General features: G+C 64.6%; 14 protein-coding genes. 10 read left to right on the plus strand and 4 right to left on the minus strand.

What is annotated here, in order from left to right:
- Positions 1 to 208: 208 nt before the first annotated feature.
- Positions 209 to 1,132, plus strand: a complete 924-nt coding sequence (locus OKW44_RS34700; protein ID WP_018421361.1) for a histone deacetylase family protein — start codon at positions 209 to 211, stop codon at positions 1,130 to 1,132.
- 80 nt (positions 1,133 to 1,212) lie between these two features.
- Positions 1,213 to 2,022, plus strand: a complete 810-nt coding sequence (locus OKW44_RS34705) for an enoyl-CoA hydratase (RefSeq protein ID WP_018421360.1) — start codon at positions 1,213 to 1,215, stop codon at positions 2,020 to 2,022.
- Positions 2,023 to 2,049: 27 nt separating this feature from the next.
- Here the strand turns inward: OKW44_RS34705 and OKW44_RS34710 are convergent, their stop codons facing one another.
- Positions 2,050 to 2,955: an alpha/beta hydrolase gene (locus tag OKW44_RS34710; RefSeq protein WP_026225968.1), complete on the minus strand. Its 906-nt coding sequence runs from the start codon at positions 2,953 to 2,955 to the stop codon at positions 2,050 to 2,052.
- 239 nt (positions 2,956 to 3,194) lie between these two features.
- Between OKW44_RS34710 and OKW44_RS34715 the strand changes: the two genes are divergently transcribed.
- The 6 genes from OKW44_RS34715 (at position 3,195) to OKW44_RS34740 (ending at position 9,561) form a co-directional block, all read left to right on the plus strand.
- Positions 3,195 to 4,229 carry a methionine ABC transporter ATP-binding protein gene (locus OKW44_RS34715; RefSeq protein ID WP_026225967.1) on the plus strand — a complete coding sequence of 345 codons (1,035 nt, stop codon included), beginning with the start codon at positions 3,195 to 3,197 and terminating at the stop codon, positions 4,227 to 4,229.
- Positions 4,219 to 4,872, plus strand: a complete 654-nt coding sequence (locus OKW44_RS34720) for a methionine ABC transporter permease (protein ID WP_018421357.1) — start codon at positions 4,219 to 4,221, stop codon at positions 4,870 to 4,872. The genes OKW44_RS34715 and OKW44_RS34720 overlap by 11 nt, the downstream gene beginning before the upstream one ends.
- A 48-nt stretch (positions 4,873 to 4,920) precedes the next feature.
- Positions 4,921 to 5,718 carry a MetQ/NlpA family ABC transporter substrate-binding protein gene (locus OKW44_RS34725; protein WP_018421356.1) on the plus strand — a complete coding sequence of 266 codons (798 nt, stop codon included), beginning with the start codon at positions 4,921 to 4,923 and terminating at the stop codon, positions 5,716 to 5,718.
- Between the two features lie 234 nt (positions 5,719 to 5,952).
- A complete protein-coding gene (locus tag OKW44_RS34730; protein WP_026225966.1) occupies positions 5,953 to 6,702 on the plus strand; it encodes an electron transfer flavoprotein subunit beta/FixA family protein in 750 nt (249 codons plus the stop codon).
- A gap of 22 nt (positions 6,703 to 6,724) precedes the next feature.
- Entirely contained in the window at positions 6,725 to 7,672 is a 948-nt protein-coding gene (locus OKW44_RS34735) for an electron transfer flavoprotein subunit alpha/FixB family protein (RefSeq protein ID WP_018421353.1), read from the plus strand.
- 98 nt (positions 7,673 to 7,770) lie between these two features.
- Positions 7,771 to 9,561: an acyl-CoA dehydrogenase gene (locus OKW44_RS34740; protein WP_018421352.1), complete on the plus strand. Its 1,791-nt coding sequence runs from the start codon at positions 7,771 to 7,773 to the stop codon at positions 9,559 to 9,561.
- A 139-nt stretch (positions 9,562 to 9,700) separates the two neighbouring features.
- On the opposite strand, the gene OKW44_RS34745 is transcribed toward OKW44_RS34740, so the two are convergent.
- Positions 9,701 to 10,987: a D-amino acid dehydrogenase gene (locus OKW44_RS34745; protein WP_018421351.1), complete on the minus strand. Its 1,287-nt coding sequence runs from the start codon at positions 10,985 to 10,987 to the stop codon at positions 9,701 to 9,703.
- Between the two features lie 179 nt (positions 10,988 to 11,166).
- Here OKW44_RS34745 and OKW44_RS34750 point away from each other — a divergent pair, with 179 nt between their 5' ends.
- Together OKW44_RS34750 and OKW44_RS34755 are read left to right on the plus strand one after the other, a co-directional pair.
- Positions 11,167 to 11,655, plus strand: coding sequence for an Lrp/AsnC ligand binding domain-containing protein (locus OKW44_RS34750; RefSeq protein ID WP_018421350.1), 489 nt, complete (start codon positions 11,167 to 11,169; stop codon positions 11,653 to 11,655).
- Positions 11,656 to 11,807: 152 nt separating this feature from the next.
- Positions 11,808 to 12,959 carry a PA0069 family radical SAM protein gene (locus OKW44_RS34755; RefSeq protein ID WP_018421349.1) on the plus strand — a complete coding sequence of 384 codons (1,152 nt, stop codon included), beginning with the start codon at positions 11,808 to 11,810 and terminating at the stop codon, positions 12,957 to 12,959.
- 37 nt (positions 12,960 to 12,996) lie between these two features.
- On the opposite strand, the gene OKW44_RS34760 is transcribed toward OKW44_RS34755, so the two are convergent.
- Positions 12,997 to 13,464: an NINE protein gene (locus tag OKW44_RS34760; RefSeq protein ID WP_018421348.1), complete on the minus strand. Its 468-nt coding sequence runs from the start codon at positions 13,462 to 13,464 to the stop codon at positions 12,997 to 12,999.
- A 198-nt stretch (positions 13,465 to 13,662) separates the two neighbouring features.
- A complete protein-coding gene (locus OKW44_RS34765; protein ID WP_429412524.1) occupies positions 13,663 to 14,757 on the minus strand; it encodes a PQQ-dependent sugar dehydrogenase in 1,095 nt (364 codons plus the stop codon).
- Positions 14,758 to 14,971: the final 214 nt, after the last annotated feature.

A 14,971-nucleotide genomic window follows, 5' to 3' on the forward strand; every position in this document is an offset into this window, starting at 1 on the left:
AAGCAGTCGGAAAGCGGCAGGAACGAAACGGCGAAGAACGGGTCGGGGAAGTATACCCGACGGCTCCCGCAAAACCGTGCTGAATCGGCGACAGCGGCGTCGTGTGGTAACTTGACGAATGGAGGCGCGCGGGGGCGCGCGCCGCTCGACGGAGACACGCCGCGCGCGCAGTTCATGCGCCGCGCAGAAGAGACGCACAACACGAACTATGGCAACAGGCTTCTATTCCCACCCCGACTGTCTGCTGCACGACATGGGGCAGTGGCACCCCGAGTGTCCCGCGCGCCTGCAGGCGATCGAGGATCAACTGATCGCAAGCCGCATCGACGCGCTGATCGAGCGCGAATCGCCGCCGCTCGTCGACGAGGCCGCGCTGCTGCGAGTGCACACGCAGGCGCACGTCGACTACATCCGCGGTCGCTCGCCCGTCGAGGGCATGGCCGAGATCGATCCCGACACGGCGATGAATCCGCACACGTGGCAGGCCGCGTTGCGCGCGGCGGGCGCGGCGGTCGCCGCCACCGACGCGGTGATCGAAGGCCGCTACGACAACGCGTTCTGCAGCGTGCGGCCGCCGGGCCATCACGCGGAGCCGGCGCGTGCGATGGGCTTCTGCTTTTTCAACAACATCGCGATCGCCGCGCGCCACGCGCTCGACGTGCATGGTCTCGCGCGCGTCGCCATCATCGACTTCGACGTGCATCACGGCAACGGCACCGAGGCCGCGTTCTCGGGCGACCCGCGCGTGCTGATGTGCAGCATCTTCCAGCACCCGTTCTATCCGTTCACCGGCGCCGACAACCAGGCGTCCAACATGTGCAACGTGCCGATGCCGGCGCGTTCGAACGGCATGGCTGTGCGCGAAGCGGTCGATATGCTGTGGTTGCCGCGGCTGCATGAATTCAGGCCGGAGATGCTGTTCATCTCGGCCGGCTTCGACGCGCATCGCGAGGACGACCTCGGCAACATGGGCCTCGTCGAAGACGATTACGCATGGATCACCGACCAGATGCGCGAGATCGCGCGGCGTTATGCGCGTGGGCGCATCGTCAGTTGTCTCGAGGGCGGCTACAACCTGTCGGCGCTCGGACGCAGCGTGGTCGCGCACGTGCGATCGCTGGCGGAGATCTGAGGTTTGCCCGCCTGCACGCGGCGACAGCGGCTCGAAAGCCAGCGAGCGAAAATCGACATTCACGCACCGAGGAGCGAGCCATGAACAGCAGTCCCGCCAGCACCGGCGATGCGTCGCTGGTTACGATCGAACACGATGCGTATCGCGTAGCGGGCGTCGTGCGCGTGACGATGAACCGGCCCGATGCGTTCAACGCGCTGTCCGAAGCGTTGCTCGACGGACTGCAGCAGACGCTGATCGAGATCGCGAAGACCGATGCCCGCGTGGTCGTGATCGCCGGCGCTGGCCGCGCGTTCTGCGCGGGGCACGACCTGAAGGAAATGCGCGCGGCGCCATCGCTTGCTTACTACCAGCAACTGTTCGCGCGCTGCACGAAGCTGATGCTGACGATCCAGCGCATGCCGCAGCCGGTGATCGCGCGCGTGCATGGCATTGCGACCGCCGCCGGCTGCCAGCTGGTCGCAATGTGCGATCTCGCGGTCGCCGCCGATACCGCGCGCTTCGCCGTATCGGGCGTGAACCTCGGATTATTCTGCGCGACACCGTCGGTGCCGCTGTCGCGCAACCTTTCGCGCAAGGCCGCGCTCGAAATGTTGCTGACCGGCGATTTCATCGACGCCGCCGAAGCGCGCAAGCAGGGGCTCGTGAACCGCGTCGCCCCTGCCGATGCGCTCGACGACGAAGTCGCGCGGCTCGCCGCGAGCATCTGCGCGAAGCCGGTCGAAGCTGTCAGCGCGGGCAAGGGCCTGTTCTACCGGCAGCTCGAAATGGGAATCGAAGCCGCGTACCAGCTCGCGGGGCAGACGATGGCCTGCAACATGATGGACGACTCAGCGCTCGAAGGCGTGCAGGCTTTCATCGACAAACGCGCGCCGGCGTGGAAGCGGTAATCGACGGCCGGCAAGCGCCGCGTCTTGTCAACTCGGTCCCACCGCCCGCCTTTCGATCCATTCGACCAACGCCTCGATCACCCGATCGCGATCGAGGTCGTTCATCGTCTCGTGGTAGCTACCCTCGTGCAGCGTGAGCGTCTTGTCCGGCGAGCCCGCGTGCTCGCCGAACGCGCGGCTGCCGTCGGGCTCGGTCAGTTTGTCGTCGGTGCCATGAAACACGAGCAGCGGCATGCGCAGCCTCGCGCGTCCGCGTTCGATGCGCGCCATCGCGAGCAACAGCTCGGCGCCCGTGCGCGCCGGAATCGCGTCGTGATGCACGAGCGGATCGTTGAGGTTGGCTTTGACCACCGGCTGAAGGCGCGAGAGCAGCGCAGGGTCGATCTTCATCGCCGGGAAGGTTGGGTAGACGTGGCTGATCACCTGGCTTAGCACGAGCATCCACTTCGGCACGTCGCGGCCCGGTGCGAGCGCGGGGCTCGACAGGATCAGGCCGGCGAGGCGCCGCCCGCTCGCGTCGAGGCGCTCTATCGCATACAGCGCCGCCACCGTGCCACCCATGCTGTGACCCATCAGGAATAACGGCGCACAGCTTTGCGCGGCGGCGTCGAGCAGCGCCTGCGCATCGAGCAGGTAGTCGTCGAAGCGTCTCACATAGGCGCGCTTGCCGGGCGCGTGGCCGTGGCCGCGCAGATCGATCGCGACGAGCTCGATGCCCGCCGCGTTGAGCCGGCCCGCTACGGCGGCGTAACGGCCGGCGTGCTCGGCGAGGCCGTGCAGCAGCGCGACCGTCGCGCGTATCGGCCCGTTCGGCCGCCAGCGATACAGCGGCAACTGGGTGCCATCGCCGGTAGTCACTGACGCGCGCTGCGGCGCATCTTTATTGAGACTGCCGGCGCTCGCGCGCACGGTGTGGCTCGGGGGAGTCTGCATGGCGGCGGCCTGTGCTGAAGGAGTGTGGCCCGATCATAGTCGTAGCGGCGCGAAGCGCGTGAGCTTCGTGCATAAGGCGCGGCTCTAATGCCCTTAGGTTATGAAAAGATCGAAATTGATTATTAAAGGGTATGACGCCGCTGCGGTAGAATGACGACCTCAAATCCCAATAAAAGAAACGGCGGCCGCTTGTCGGGAGCACGATGTTCGCCGGCAGCCTCCGCCGTTTTCGTTTGTCCATGATCGAAATACACAATGTTTCCCAGCGGTTTGCCGGGCCCCGGGGGTGGGTCGAGGCGCTGCACAATGTCAATCTGACGATTCCGGCGGGCGAGGTATTCGGCATCATCGGCCGCAGCGGCGCGGGCAAGAGCACGCTCGTGCGCACGATCAACCTGCTGACGCGCCCATCCGAGGGCAACATCCTCGTCAACGGCCGCGATCTGACGACGCTGCCCGCCGCGCAACTGCGCGACGCGCGTCGCGACATCGGCATGATCTTCCAGCACTTCAATCTGTTGTCGTCGCGCACCGTGTACGAGAACGTCGCGCTGCCGCTCGAACTGGCAAGCATGAAGCGCGACGAGATCGAGGCGAACGTGCTGCCGCTGCTTGAGCTCGTCGGTCTGTCGGCGCAGAAGGACCGCTATCCGGCGCAGATCAGCGGCGGGCAGAAGCAGCGCGTGGGGATCGCGCGTGCGCTCGCGAGCAAGCCGAAGGTGCTGCTGTCGGACGAGGCGACCTCCGCGCTCGACCCCGAAACCACCCGCGCGATCCTCGATCTGCTCAAGCGCATCAACCGCGAACTGAATCTGACGATCGTGATGATCACTCACCAGATGGACGTGATCAAGCAGGTCTGCGATCGCGTCGCGGTGCTCGACGCGGGCCGCGTCGTCGAAGAGGGCAAGGTCATCGACGTGTTCCTGCAGCCGCACCACGAAGTCACGCGCGCGCTGATCGGAGACGTGATCGCGCAGGAGCTGCCGCCCGCCATGAAGGCGCGCGTCGCGCAGCGGCTGAAGACCGGCAGCGGCCATCTGCTGCGCCTCGCGTTCACCGGTTCCGGCGTCGATCAGCCGATCCTGTCGGAGACGATTCGCCGCTACGAGCTCGACTTCAACATCCTGCACGGTCAGATCGACGAGATCCAGGGGCAGGCGTTCGGCTCGCTCGCGGTGCTCGCGGGCGGCGATCCGGCCAAGGTCGCGCAGGCGATCACGTTTCTGCGCGAGCAGGGTGTCGTAGTCGAGGAGCTCTCGCATGTTGAGTGAAATGTTCGATATGTTCGTCCAGTCGTTCTGGGAGACGCTCATCATGGTGGGCATCTCCGGACTGATTGGCGCCGTGGTCGGCGTGCCGCTCGGCGTGCTGCTGTATCTGACCGACCGCCAGGGCGTGCTCGAAAACGTCGCGTTGAATCGCGTGATGGGCGTGATCGTCAACGCGGTCCGCTCGACGCCGTTCATCATCCTGCTGGTCGCCGTCATCCCGTTTACGCGGCTGGTCGTCGGTTCATCGATCGGCACCGCGGCCGCGATCGTGCCGCTGACGATCGCCGCGGCGCCGTTCATCGCGCGCCTGGTCGAAACGGCGCTGCGCGAGGTCGATCGCGGGCTCATCGAGGCGGCCCAGGCGATGGGCGCGACCACCAGCCAGATCGTCCTCAAGGTGCTGTTGCCGGAATCGCTGCCGGGGGTGGTCGCCGGGTTGACGATCACGTTCGTGTCGCTGGTCGGCTATTCGGCGATGGCCGGCGCGATCGGCGGCGGCGGCCTTGGCGACCTCGGCATCCGCTACGGCTATCAGCGCTTCCTGCCGGAAGTGATGCTTGCGGTCGTGCTGATACTGATCGTGTTCGTGCAACTGGTGCAGTCGTTTGGGGATTGGCTCGTGCGTCGTCTGAGCCACAAATAAACAAGGGCGTTCGGAAGCCCGCTAAGAAAGATTCGGAAAAGGTCCATCATGCAACGTCGCTTCATTCTCAAGCTGGTCGCCGTATTCGGCGCGGCAACGCTCTTCGCCACCACCGCGGCGCATGCCGAAGACACGATCAAGGTTGGCGTCACCGGCGGCCCGCACGCGCAGATCATGGACGTCGTGAAGACGATCGCCGCGAAGAACGGCCTGAACATCAAGATCGTCGAATTCTCCGACTACGTGCAGCCGAACGCAGCGCTCGCGGGCGGCGATCTGGATGCGAACAGCTACCAGCACGACCCGTACTTGCAGGCGCAGGTGAAGGATCGCGGCTACAAGCTGATCCGTATCGCCGATACGGTCACATATCCGATGGGTATCTACTCGAAGAAGGTGAAGTCGCTCGCCGAACTGCAGCCGGGCGCGAAGATCGCCGTGCCGAACGACCCGACCAACGGCGGCCGCGCGCTGCTGTTGCTGCAGAGGCAGGGCTTGCTGAAGCTGCGCGCCGAGGCGGGTCTGAAGGCGACGCCGCTCGACATCGTCGACAATCCGAAGAAACTAAAGATCGTCGAGCTTGACGCGGCGCAGATTCCGCGTTCGCTGGGCGATGTCGATGCCGCCGCGATCAACACCAACTTCGCGATGGAAGCGGGCCTCAAGCCAACGCAGGACGCTATCGCGATCGAGGACCGGAAAGGTCCCTACGTGAACGTGATCGCGATTCGCGAAGCGGACAAGAACAAGCCGTGGGTCGCGAAGCTCGTCGCGGCGTACCACTCGCCGGAAGTGAAGCAGTTCGTCGACAGCAAATTCGGCGGCTCGGTGATCACCTCCTGGTGATGCAACGCCCGCGGACCTCGCAGAACACGACGGCAATGCGAAATTAGAGGTCTGAGTCGGAACCCGGGGTTGTCTCCGGGTTTTTTGGAGATTAAAATAGAACGATCGTTCGATATTGCCGTCACGCCGCTGAGGAGCGATATCCTCCTGCAAAGCGCCCGCGACACGGCTGTCATGAGGGCAGTCGCTATAATGTTCGTCGGGTTGACGTATTCGTAACTTTGGAGCGAGTGCATGAAAATTCTGGTGCCAGTTAAGAGAGTGGTCGACTACAACGTGAAGGTCCGCGTGAAATCGGACGGTACGGGCGTCGATATCGCGAACGTGAAAATGTCGATGAACCCGTTCGACGAAATCGCGGTTGAAGAAGCCGTGCGTCTGAAGGAAGCGGGCGTCGCGACCGAAGTGATCGCCGTGTCGGCCGGTGTGGCGCAGGCGCAGGAAACGCTGCGCACCGCGCTCGCCATCGGCGCGGATCGCGCGATCCTGATCGAATCGAACGAAGACCTGCAGCCGCTCGCAGTCGCGAAGCTGCTCAAGGCGCTCGTCGACAGGGAGCAGCCGCAACTGGTGATCCTCGGCAAGCAGGCGATCGACGACGACTCCAATCAGACCGGCCAGATGCTCGCCGCGCTCGCGAATCTGCCGCAGGCGACGTTCGCGTCGAAGGTCGTCGTGGCGGACGGCAAGGCGACGGTGTCACGTGAAGTGGACGGCGGCGCGGAAACGCTGTCGCTGACGCTGCCGGCCGTGGTCACGACCGATCTGCGCCTGAACGAGCCGCGTTACGTAACGCTGCCGAACATCATGAAGGCGAAGAAAAAGCCGCTGGAAACGGTCAAGCCCGAAGACCTCGGCGTCGATGTCACGCCGCGTCTGAAGACGCTGAAAGTCGCCGAGCCGCCGAAGCGCTCGGCCGGTGTGAAGGTGCCGGACGTGAAGACGCTGGTCGAGAAGCTGAAGACCGAAGCGAAGGTGCTTTAAGTAGAACGCGGAGACAGAGCAAATGACGAACCTGGTAATAGCAGAACACGATAACGCGTCGATCAAGGCCGCGACGCTGAACACGATCGCAGCGGCACAGAAGATCGGCGGTGATATTCACGTGCTGGTCGCGGGGCATAACGCGCGGGGCGCAGCCGATGCCGCCGCGAAGATTGCGGGTGTCAGCAAGGTGCTGCTCGCCGATGCGCCGCAACTCGCCGCAGGCCTCGCGGAAAACGTCGAAGCGACGGTGCTGACGCTTGTGCAAGATGCGGCGAAGCACTACACGCACATCCTCGCCCCGGCTACCGCCTACGGCAAGAACATCGCGCCGCGTATCGCCGCGAAGCTCGACGTCGCGCAGATCAGCGACATCACCGCAGTGGATAGCGCCGACACCTTCGAGCGGCCGATCTACGCCGGCAACGCCATTGCGATCGTGCAATCGGCTGATCCGATCAAGGTCATCACCGTGCGCTCGACCGGTTTTGATGCCGTCGCGGCCGAAGGCGGCAGCGCAGCGGTCGAGAAGATCGAAGCGGCAGCCGACGCCGGCCTCTCGCAGTTCGTGAGCCGCGAAGTGACGAAGCTCGATCGTCCGGAACTGACGAGCGCGAAGATCATCGTGTCGGGTGGCCGGGGTCTCGGCAACGGCGAGAACTACACGAAGGTTCTGGAGCCGCTGGCCGACAAGCTCGGCGCGGCACTGGGCGCCTCGCGTGCGGCGGTCGACGCGGGCTTCGTACCGAACGACTATCAGGTCGGCCAGACCGGCAAGATCGTCGCGCCGCAACTGTACGTCGCGGTCGGCATCTCGGGTGCAATTCAGCATCTGGCAGGCATGAAGGACTCGAAGGTCATCGTCGCGATCAACAAGGACGCGGAAGCGCCAATTTTCAGCGTGGCCGATTACGGCCTGGTTGGCGATCTGTTCACCCTCGTGCCGGAACTCGTGAGCGAACTCGGCTAAGCGCCGCGGCGCCTGAAAGAGGCCGCTGACAGCAAGCGAAGGGCGCCGGACCGACCAAGTCCCGCGCCCTTTTTTCATATCAAGGGAGGAGAACCGAAATGAGCTATACGGCGCCCATCAAGGACATGCTGTTCGTGATGAAAGAACTGGCCGGACTCGAAGACATCGCGAAGCTGCCCGGCTTCGAAGACGCGAACCTCGACACCGCGCAGGCCGTGCTCGACGAGTCGGCGAAACTGTGCGGCGAAGTCCTCGCGCCGCTGAACGTCGACGGCGATCGCAATCCGAGCAGCTGGAAGGATGGCGTCGTCACTGCGACGCCGGGTTTCAGGGAAGCCTTCCGCCAGTTTGCCGAAGGCGGTTGGCAGGGCGTGCAACATCCGCTCGACTACGAAGGCCAGGGCCTGCCGAAGCTGATCGCGACGCCTTGCATCGAAATGCTCAACGCGTCGAACCTCTCTTTTGCGCTGTGTCCGTTGCTGACCGACGGCGCCATCGAAGCGCTGCTAACCGCTGGCAGCGAAGCGCAAAAACAGACCTATGTGCCCAAGCTGATTTGCGGCGAATGGACCGGTACGATGAACCTGACCGAGCCGCAGGCCGGCTCCGATCTCGCGCTCGTACGCACGCGAGCCGAGCCGCAGGCCGACGGTTCGTTCAAGCTGTTCGGCACCAAGATTTTCATCACGTGGGGCGAGCACGACATGGCGACGAACATCGTGCATCTGGTGCTCGCACGCACGCCGAATGCGCCCGATGGGGTGAAAGGCATTTCGCTGTTCCTGGTGCCGAAGTTTCTCGTCAACGAAGACGGCTCGCTCGGTGAGCGCAACGACGTGCATTGCGTGTCGATCGAACACAAGCTCGGCATCAAGGCGAGCCCGACCGCGGTGCTGCAGTTCGGCGATCACGGCGGCGCGCTCGGTCAGCTGATCGGCGAAGAGAATCGCGGCCTCGAATACATGTTCATCATGATGAACGCCGCCCGTTTCGCGGTCGGGATGCAAGGCGTCGCGATCTCGGATCGCGCGTATCAGAAGGCGGTCGCGTATGCGAAGGAGCGCGTGCAGAGCCGTCCCGTGGACGGCTCCGCGAAGCAGTCAGTCGCGATCATCCAGCACCCGGACGTGCGCCGCATGCTGTCGACGATGCGCAGCCTCACCGAGGCGTCGCGCGCGCTCGCCTACGTCGCGGCCTCGCACTGCGACGTCGCGCATCGTCATCCGGACGATGCGACGCGCGCGAAGCATCAGGCGATCTACGAATATCTGGTGCCGATCGTGAAGGGCTGGAGCACGGAGCTGTCGATCGACGTGACGAGCCTCGGCGTGCAGGTGCATGGTGGCATGGGCTTCATCGAGGAAACCGGCGCTGCCCAGTACTACCGCGACTCGCGCATTCTGCCGATTTACGAAGGCACGACCGCGATCCAGGCCAACGACCTGGTCGGTCGCAAGACGCTGCGCGACGGCGGCAAGATCGCGAAGGAACTGCTCGCTGGCATTGCCGAAACGGTTGAAGCGCTTGGCGCGCAGCAGGGCGCGGCATTCGCGTCGATGCGCACCCAGCTCGCGCAGGGCCAGCGCGCGCTGGGCACGGTCGTCGATTTCGTCGTCGCGAACGCGAAGGGCGATCCGAATGCGGTGTTCGCGGGCAGCGTGCCCTATCTCAAGCTCGCGGGCATCGTGCTGGGCGGCTGGCAGATGGCGCGTGCGCAGCTTGCCGCGGCGACGAAGCGCGACGAGGACCCGGCGTTTCATGACGCGAAGATCGCGACCGCGCGGTTCTACGCCGAGCACGTGCTGCCCCAGGCGGCGGCGCTCGAAGTGGCGATCGTCAGCGCGAAGGGGGGCGAGGGCGTGCTGGCTCTGTCGGAAGACCAGTTCTGAGCATGCCTCGATGCCGGCCGCGATCGCGGCAGCACATTGAAATGCAAACGGCGCCCCGCGAGGCGCCGTTTGTATGTATGGCTGCTGTTTGTTGCGGCCTGCGCCGCGGCCAGGGCCGCGTCAGCGCACGCACTCAAACTCACGCATACGCCGGCCGATGCTCGCCCGCGGTCTCGCCGAGATAGCGGTGCACCGACAGATCGTCCGCGCGAATCGCGGGCTGCTTGCCCGACATCAAGTCGGCGAGCAGTTGGCCCGAGCCGCACGACATCGTCCAGCCAAGCGTGCCGTGGCCGGTGTTCAGGAACAGGTTCGGCACCGGCGTGCGGCCGACGATCGGCGTGCCGTCCGGCGTCATCGGCCGCAGACCGGTCCAGAACGTCGCCTTCGACGTGTCGCCGCCGCCCGGGAACAGGTCATTCACAGAAAGCTCGAGCGTCTCGCGGCGCGCCTGGCGCAGCGATTTGTCGAAGCCGACGATCTCGGCCATCCCGCCGACACGAATCCGGTCATCGAAGCGCGTGATCGCGATCTTGTAGGTCTCATCGAGCACGGTCGACACCGGCGCGGCAGCCGCGTCGACGATCGGCGCAGTGATCGAATAGCCCTTCAGCGGATAGACCGGAATCTTCACTATGCCATCGAGGAAGCGCGTCGAATACGAGCCGAGCGCGACCACGAACGAATCCGCGCGCACGAGCTCGCCGCCGCACTGCACGCCGGCGATGCGGCCGCCCGCCATCGCGAGCGCGTCGATCGACGTCTCGTAGCGGAACTTGACGCCCAGTTCTTCTGCGAGCGCCGCGAGGCGCGTCGTGAACATCTGGCAGTCGCCGGTTTCGTCGCCGGGCAGGCGCAGGCCGCCGGTGAGCTTGTGCGATACCGCGGCGAGCGCGGGTTCGGCCTTGGCGAGTTCGTCGGCCGTCAGCAGCTCGTATGGCACGTTGGCTTCCTGCAGCACAGCGATGTCTTTCGCGGCGCCGTCGAACTGCTGTTGCGTGCGAAATACCTGCAGCGTGCCGCCGGTGCGGCCTTCGTACTGGATGCCGGTGTCGGCGCGCAACGCCTGCAGGCAGTCGCGGCTGTATTCGGCCAGTCGCACCATACGGCCTTTGTTCACCGCATAGCGCGGCGCCGTGCAGTTCTGCAGCATCTGCCACATCCATTGCAGTTGGAACGCGGTGCCGTCGAGGCGAATCGCTAGCGGCGCGTGCTTCTGGAACATCCACTTGACGGCCTTCAGCGGCACGCCCGGGGCGGCCCACGGCGAAGCGTAGCCCGGCGAGATCTGGCCCGCGTTGGCGAAACTGGTTTCGAGCGCCGGGCCGGCCTCGCGATCGATGACGGTCACTTCGTGACCGGCGCGCGCGAGGTAATACGCACTCGTCACGCCGACGACGCCACTGCCCAAAACGACGACTCGCATAGCTGCTCCCGATATCCAAAAATTGAGTGAGGGCAAGGCGCTCGTCGGAGGTTCGATCTGATTCGATTCGGCGAGCTGCAATGTGAGGTGAAATGCTGTTTGCCCAGTGTTAACCGCTATACTATTAACAGTGAGGCAGGTTTTGTTATTGTATTTTCATCATTTTTAGAAAAAACACCATGCGTACCCAGCGCCAGCCCGTGCGGGCTCTCGACAAGCTCGATCACAAGATCCTGCGGCTCCTGCAGCAGGACGGCCGCATGGCGATGAAGGACCTGGCGGAGCAGGTCGGTCTGTCGGTGACGCCGTGTATCGAGCGCGTCAAGCGGATGGAGCGCGACGGCGTGATCACCGGCTACTACGCCCGCGTGAACCCGGCCGAGCTGGGCGCGGCGCTGCTCGTGTTCGTCGAGATCACGCTCGATCACAAGAGTGGCAACATGTTCGACCTGTTCCGGCGCGAGGTGCAGAAGATCCCCGAGGTGCTCGAGTGCCACCTCGTGTCGGGCGATTTCGACTATCTGATCAAGGCGCGCATTGGCGAAATGGCCGATTACCGCAAGTTGCTCGGCGATATCCTGCTGCAGCTGCCGGGCGCGGTCCAGTCGAAGAGCTATGTGGTGATGGAGGAAATCAAGGAGACGCTGACGATCGCGGTGGGCGGGTAGGTGCCGGTTCACTGACGGGGTTGGACGCGCATCAAGCGACCAACGAAGTGCTCGACAAACGGTGTAAACACTGTATATTTATACAGGTGTTTTGCGCCGTTTTCCTTTGGCGCTTCCTGTTTCCTGTTTGCGTTTGCTTTGCGTGGCCCGCCGTGGATGACCCCGACACCTCTGACATTCCCGAATTTCCGATCGCGCCGCCGGCGCCTCGCAAGGGGCGCGGCGCGGTCACGAACCTGCAAGGCCGCTACGAAGTCGACCAGCGCGAAGCCGTCCACGACGGCTGGCAGACGGCCGAGGAAGACGAGGAGCCGAAGGTCCTGCGCACGCAGGTGTTCGAGGAGCGCGCAAAAACCATCCTCACACGCAATGCGTCGCCGGATATTCCGTTCAATGTGTCGCTGAATCCTTACCGGGGCTGCGAACACGGCTGCATCTATTGCTTCGCGCGGCCCACGCACAGCTACCTGGGCTTGTCGCCCGGGCTCGATTTCGAAAGCCGCATCTACGCGAAGATCAACGCGCCCGAACTGCTCGAGCGGGAACTGTCGAAGAAGTCCTATGTACCCGAGCCGATCGCGCTCGGCGTCGCTACCGATGCATGGCAGCCGGCCGAACGTGACTTGCGTCTTACGCGTCGTGTGATCGAGGTGCTCAGCGAGCGCAACCACCCGTTCGCGGCGATCACCAAATCATCGCTGATCGAGCGCGACATCGACCTGCTTGCGGCGATGGCCGAGCGCGGGCAATTCATGGCGGCGATCACCATCACCACGCTGGACGCCGACATCGCGCGCACGCTCGAACCACGCGCGGCCGCGCCGTCGCGCCGGCTGCGCACGATCCGTACGCTAAGCGAGGCGGGCATTCCGGTCGGCGTCAGCATCGCGCCGGTGATCCCGTTCGTCACCGAACCGGATATGGAGCGCGTGCTCGAAGCATGCGCCGAAGCGGGCGCCAGCAATGCGAGCTATATCGTGCTGCGGCTGCCGTGGGAGGTCGCGCCGCTGTTCAAGGATTGGCTGAGCGCACATTTCCCGGATCGGGCCGAGCGCGTGATGAGCCGTGTGCGCGACATGCGAGGCGGCAAGGACTACGATTCTTCGTTCTCGACCCGCATGAAGGGAGAGGGCTTATGGGCGGATCTGCTCAGGCAGCGCTTTCACAAGGCCGTGCGCCGGTTAGGGTTGAACGGGCGCGACCGCGGCATTCTCGACATGTCGCACTTCCGCCGGATCGAGCCGCCGCGCGCCGAGCAGGCGACCGCACCGGCGCGCGACAATCCGCAACTGAGGCTTTTCTAGCGCGCAGGAACGTCTGCGAGTCCCGCGACGGGGGGCATTACTGCGAAATCGCTTTGGCCGCTTCGACCTGACTTTCGAAGTAGGTCTGGAACGCGAGCGCGAGACCGGTCATCAGCAGAAACGCACCGATCAGCAGCGAAAAGATCACGACGAAAATGACGGCCCAGCCGGAGCGGCTTTTGCGTTGCGTGTGGGTGTTGAATTGCGCATCCCATTTCTGATCCGGGCGCAGCCCGTAGACGAGCGCGGCCAGAAACGCGGCAAACAGCGAAACCGCGCCGATCGACGCGAGCACCCAGCCCAGGATCGACGCGCGCTCGGTCGCGACCAGCAGCATCACGCCGGGAATGCCGATCAGCGTGCCGAGTAGATGCGCCCAGCCGTAGATGTCCCGGGTGCCGTACAGATAGAAGCGGTGAGCGCCGAGGCTGCCGAACAGGAACGCCAACGCGGCGGTGAGCGTCTTGGATCTGAAGCGCGGGGAAGTCGAGGCAGCGGTGGGCATGAACGCGTGGGCAGAGTGACAGGCGGTCGAAAGGAGCGGCGCGCCGCGGGGGCGAGGACCGACGCGCATTCTACGCCTGCGGCGCGCGGGTGGTCACGTGGAGGACAATCGCCTAGGCTGAAAGCGGCGCGGCGGGATGCGCCGGACCTGGCTCAAGGTCAGTGCAGCCGTTCAGCCGGACATGCGTGCATCCGCGCGTTACGGCGCTGAATACGTGACGCGATAGATTGCGCCGGCGGTATCGTCGCTGATCAGTAGCGAACCGTCTGGCAGCGGTAACACGTCGGCGGGGCGGCCCCAGACCGATTCGCCGGGTTGCAGCCAGCCTTCGGCAAAGACCTGCTGGCGTGCGTGGCTGCCGTCAGGGTCGGTGATCACGCGCACGACGCGGTAGCCGACCTTCTTGCTGCGGTTCCACGAGCCGTGCTCGGCGATGAAGATGTTGTTGCGGTAGTCGGCTGGAAACATCGGGCCGTCGTAGAAGCGCATGCCAAGCGCCGCCACGTGCGCGCCGAGCTTGACCACTGGCGGCGTGAATTCGCTGCACGGATGATCCTTGCCGAACTCGGGGTCGGGCGTGTCACCGCCGTGACAGTACGGAAAGCCGAAGTTCATGCCGACTAGCGGCGCGCGGTTGAGCTTGTCGCTCGGAATATCGTCGCCGAGCAGGTCGCGACCGTTGTCGGTGAACCACAGTTCGTGGGTGACCGGATGCCACGCGAAGCCGACCGAATTGCGGATGCCGCGCGCGACGACCTCGTAGTGGCTGCCGTCCGGGTTCATGCGGCCAATCATCGCAAAGCGGTCCGGATCTCTCTGGCAAATGTTGCACGGCGCGCCTTGTGGCACGTACAGCTTGCCATCCGGGCCGAACGCGATGAATTTCCAGCCGTGATGCGTGTCCGTTGGCAGCTTGTCTGTGACAACGACCGGTTTCGGCGGATCGTTCAGGTGCGAGTCGATCGCATCGAAGCGCACGATTTTCGACACGGCCGACACATACAGCGCGCCGTCGCGCCACGCGACGCCGGCGGGAATCTGCAGCCCGGACGCGATCACGTGGTGACCCGTCACGCGGCCGTTCCGCAGCTCGAGCGCATACACGTGGCCATCCTCGCTGCCCACGTAGAGAATGCCCTTGGGCGACAACGTCATCGCGCGCGCGCTCGGCACCTCGTCCGACAACACTTCGATGTGAAAGCCCGGCGGCAGCTTGATTTTCTCGATGGGCAGCGCGGCGATTGCCGTCAACGCCTGCGCGGCGATAACCGCGGCCGCTACCGCACGTAGAATCCGGCTGCACGAGGTGCGCGAAAGTCCAGCAAAGCGTACGAAAAAGGCACAAAAGGCGAACGGAAACGGGAGTTTCGGCTGGCGTTGCACAGGCGCTCCTTCACGTAATTCGGGCGTTTGAACGGGTTCTCGCACCTCTTGTAGAAGGTGGGTGCAGCCCGGTTCCGCAGTTTATCCCGGTAAGTGTTTGTTATGGCGTCGGTTTCCCGCTATA

Origin of the sequence: Paraburkholderia lebeckiae (genome assembly GCF_050436325.1) — a bacterium.
GTDB classification, from domain to species: domain Bacteria; phylum Pseudomonadota; class Gammaproteobacteria; order Burkholderiales; family Burkholderiaceae; genus Paraburkholderia; species Paraburkholderia tuberum.

Excerpts from the sequence above, each read along its gene's own strand:
- OKW44_RS34725 (WP_018421356.1), top strand. The coding sequence starts at position 4,921 with ATGCAACGTCGCTTCATTCTCAAGCTGGTCGCCGTATTCGGCGCGGCA.
- OKW44_RS34760 (WP_018421348.1), bottom strand. The coding sequence starts at position 13,464 with ATGCCCACCGCTGCCTCGACTTCCCCGCGCTTCAGATCCAAGACGCTC.
- OKW44_RS34700 (WP_018421361.1), top strand. The coding sequence starts at position 209 with ATGGCAACAGGCTTCTATTCCCACCCCGACTGTCTGCTGCACGACATG.
- OKW44_RS34710 (WP_026225968.1), bottom strand. The coding sequence starts at position 2,955 with ATGCAGACTCCCCCGAGCCACACCGTGCGCGCGAGCGCCGGCAGTCTC.
- OKW44_RS34735 (WP_018421353.1), top strand. The coding sequence starts at position 6,725 with ATGACGAACCTGGTAATAGCAGAACACGATAACGCGTCGATCAAGGCC.
- OKW44_RS34745 (WP_018421351.1), bottom strand. The coding sequence starts at position 10,987 with ATGCGAGTCGTCGTTTTGGGCAGTGGCGTCGTCGGCGTGACGAGTGCG.
- OKW44_RS34720 (WP_018421357.1), top strand. The coding sequence starts at position 4,219 with ATGTTGAGTGAAATGTTCGATATGTTCGTCCAGTCGTTCTGGGAGACG.
- OKW44_RS34705 (WP_018421360.1), top strand. The coding sequence starts at position 1,213 with ATGAACAGCAGTCCCGCCAGCACCGGCGATGCGTCGCTGGTTACGATC.
- OKW44_RS34740 (WP_018421352.1), top strand. The coding sequence starts at position 7,771 with ATGAGCTATACGGCGCCCATCAAGGACATGCTGTTCGTGATGAAAGAA.
- OKW44_RS34730 (WP_026225966.1), top strand. The coding sequence starts at position 5,953 with ATGAAAATTCTGGTGCCAGTTAAGAGAGTGGTCGACTACAACGTGAAG.
- OKW44_RS34750 (WP_018421350.1), top strand. The coding sequence starts at position 11,167 with ATGCGTACCCAGCGCCAGCCCGTGCGGGCTCTCGACAAGCTCGATCAC.
- OKW44_RS34715 (WP_026225967.1), top strand. The coding sequence starts at position 3,195 with ATGATCGAAATACACAATGTTTCCCAGCGGTTTGCCGGGCCCCGGGGG.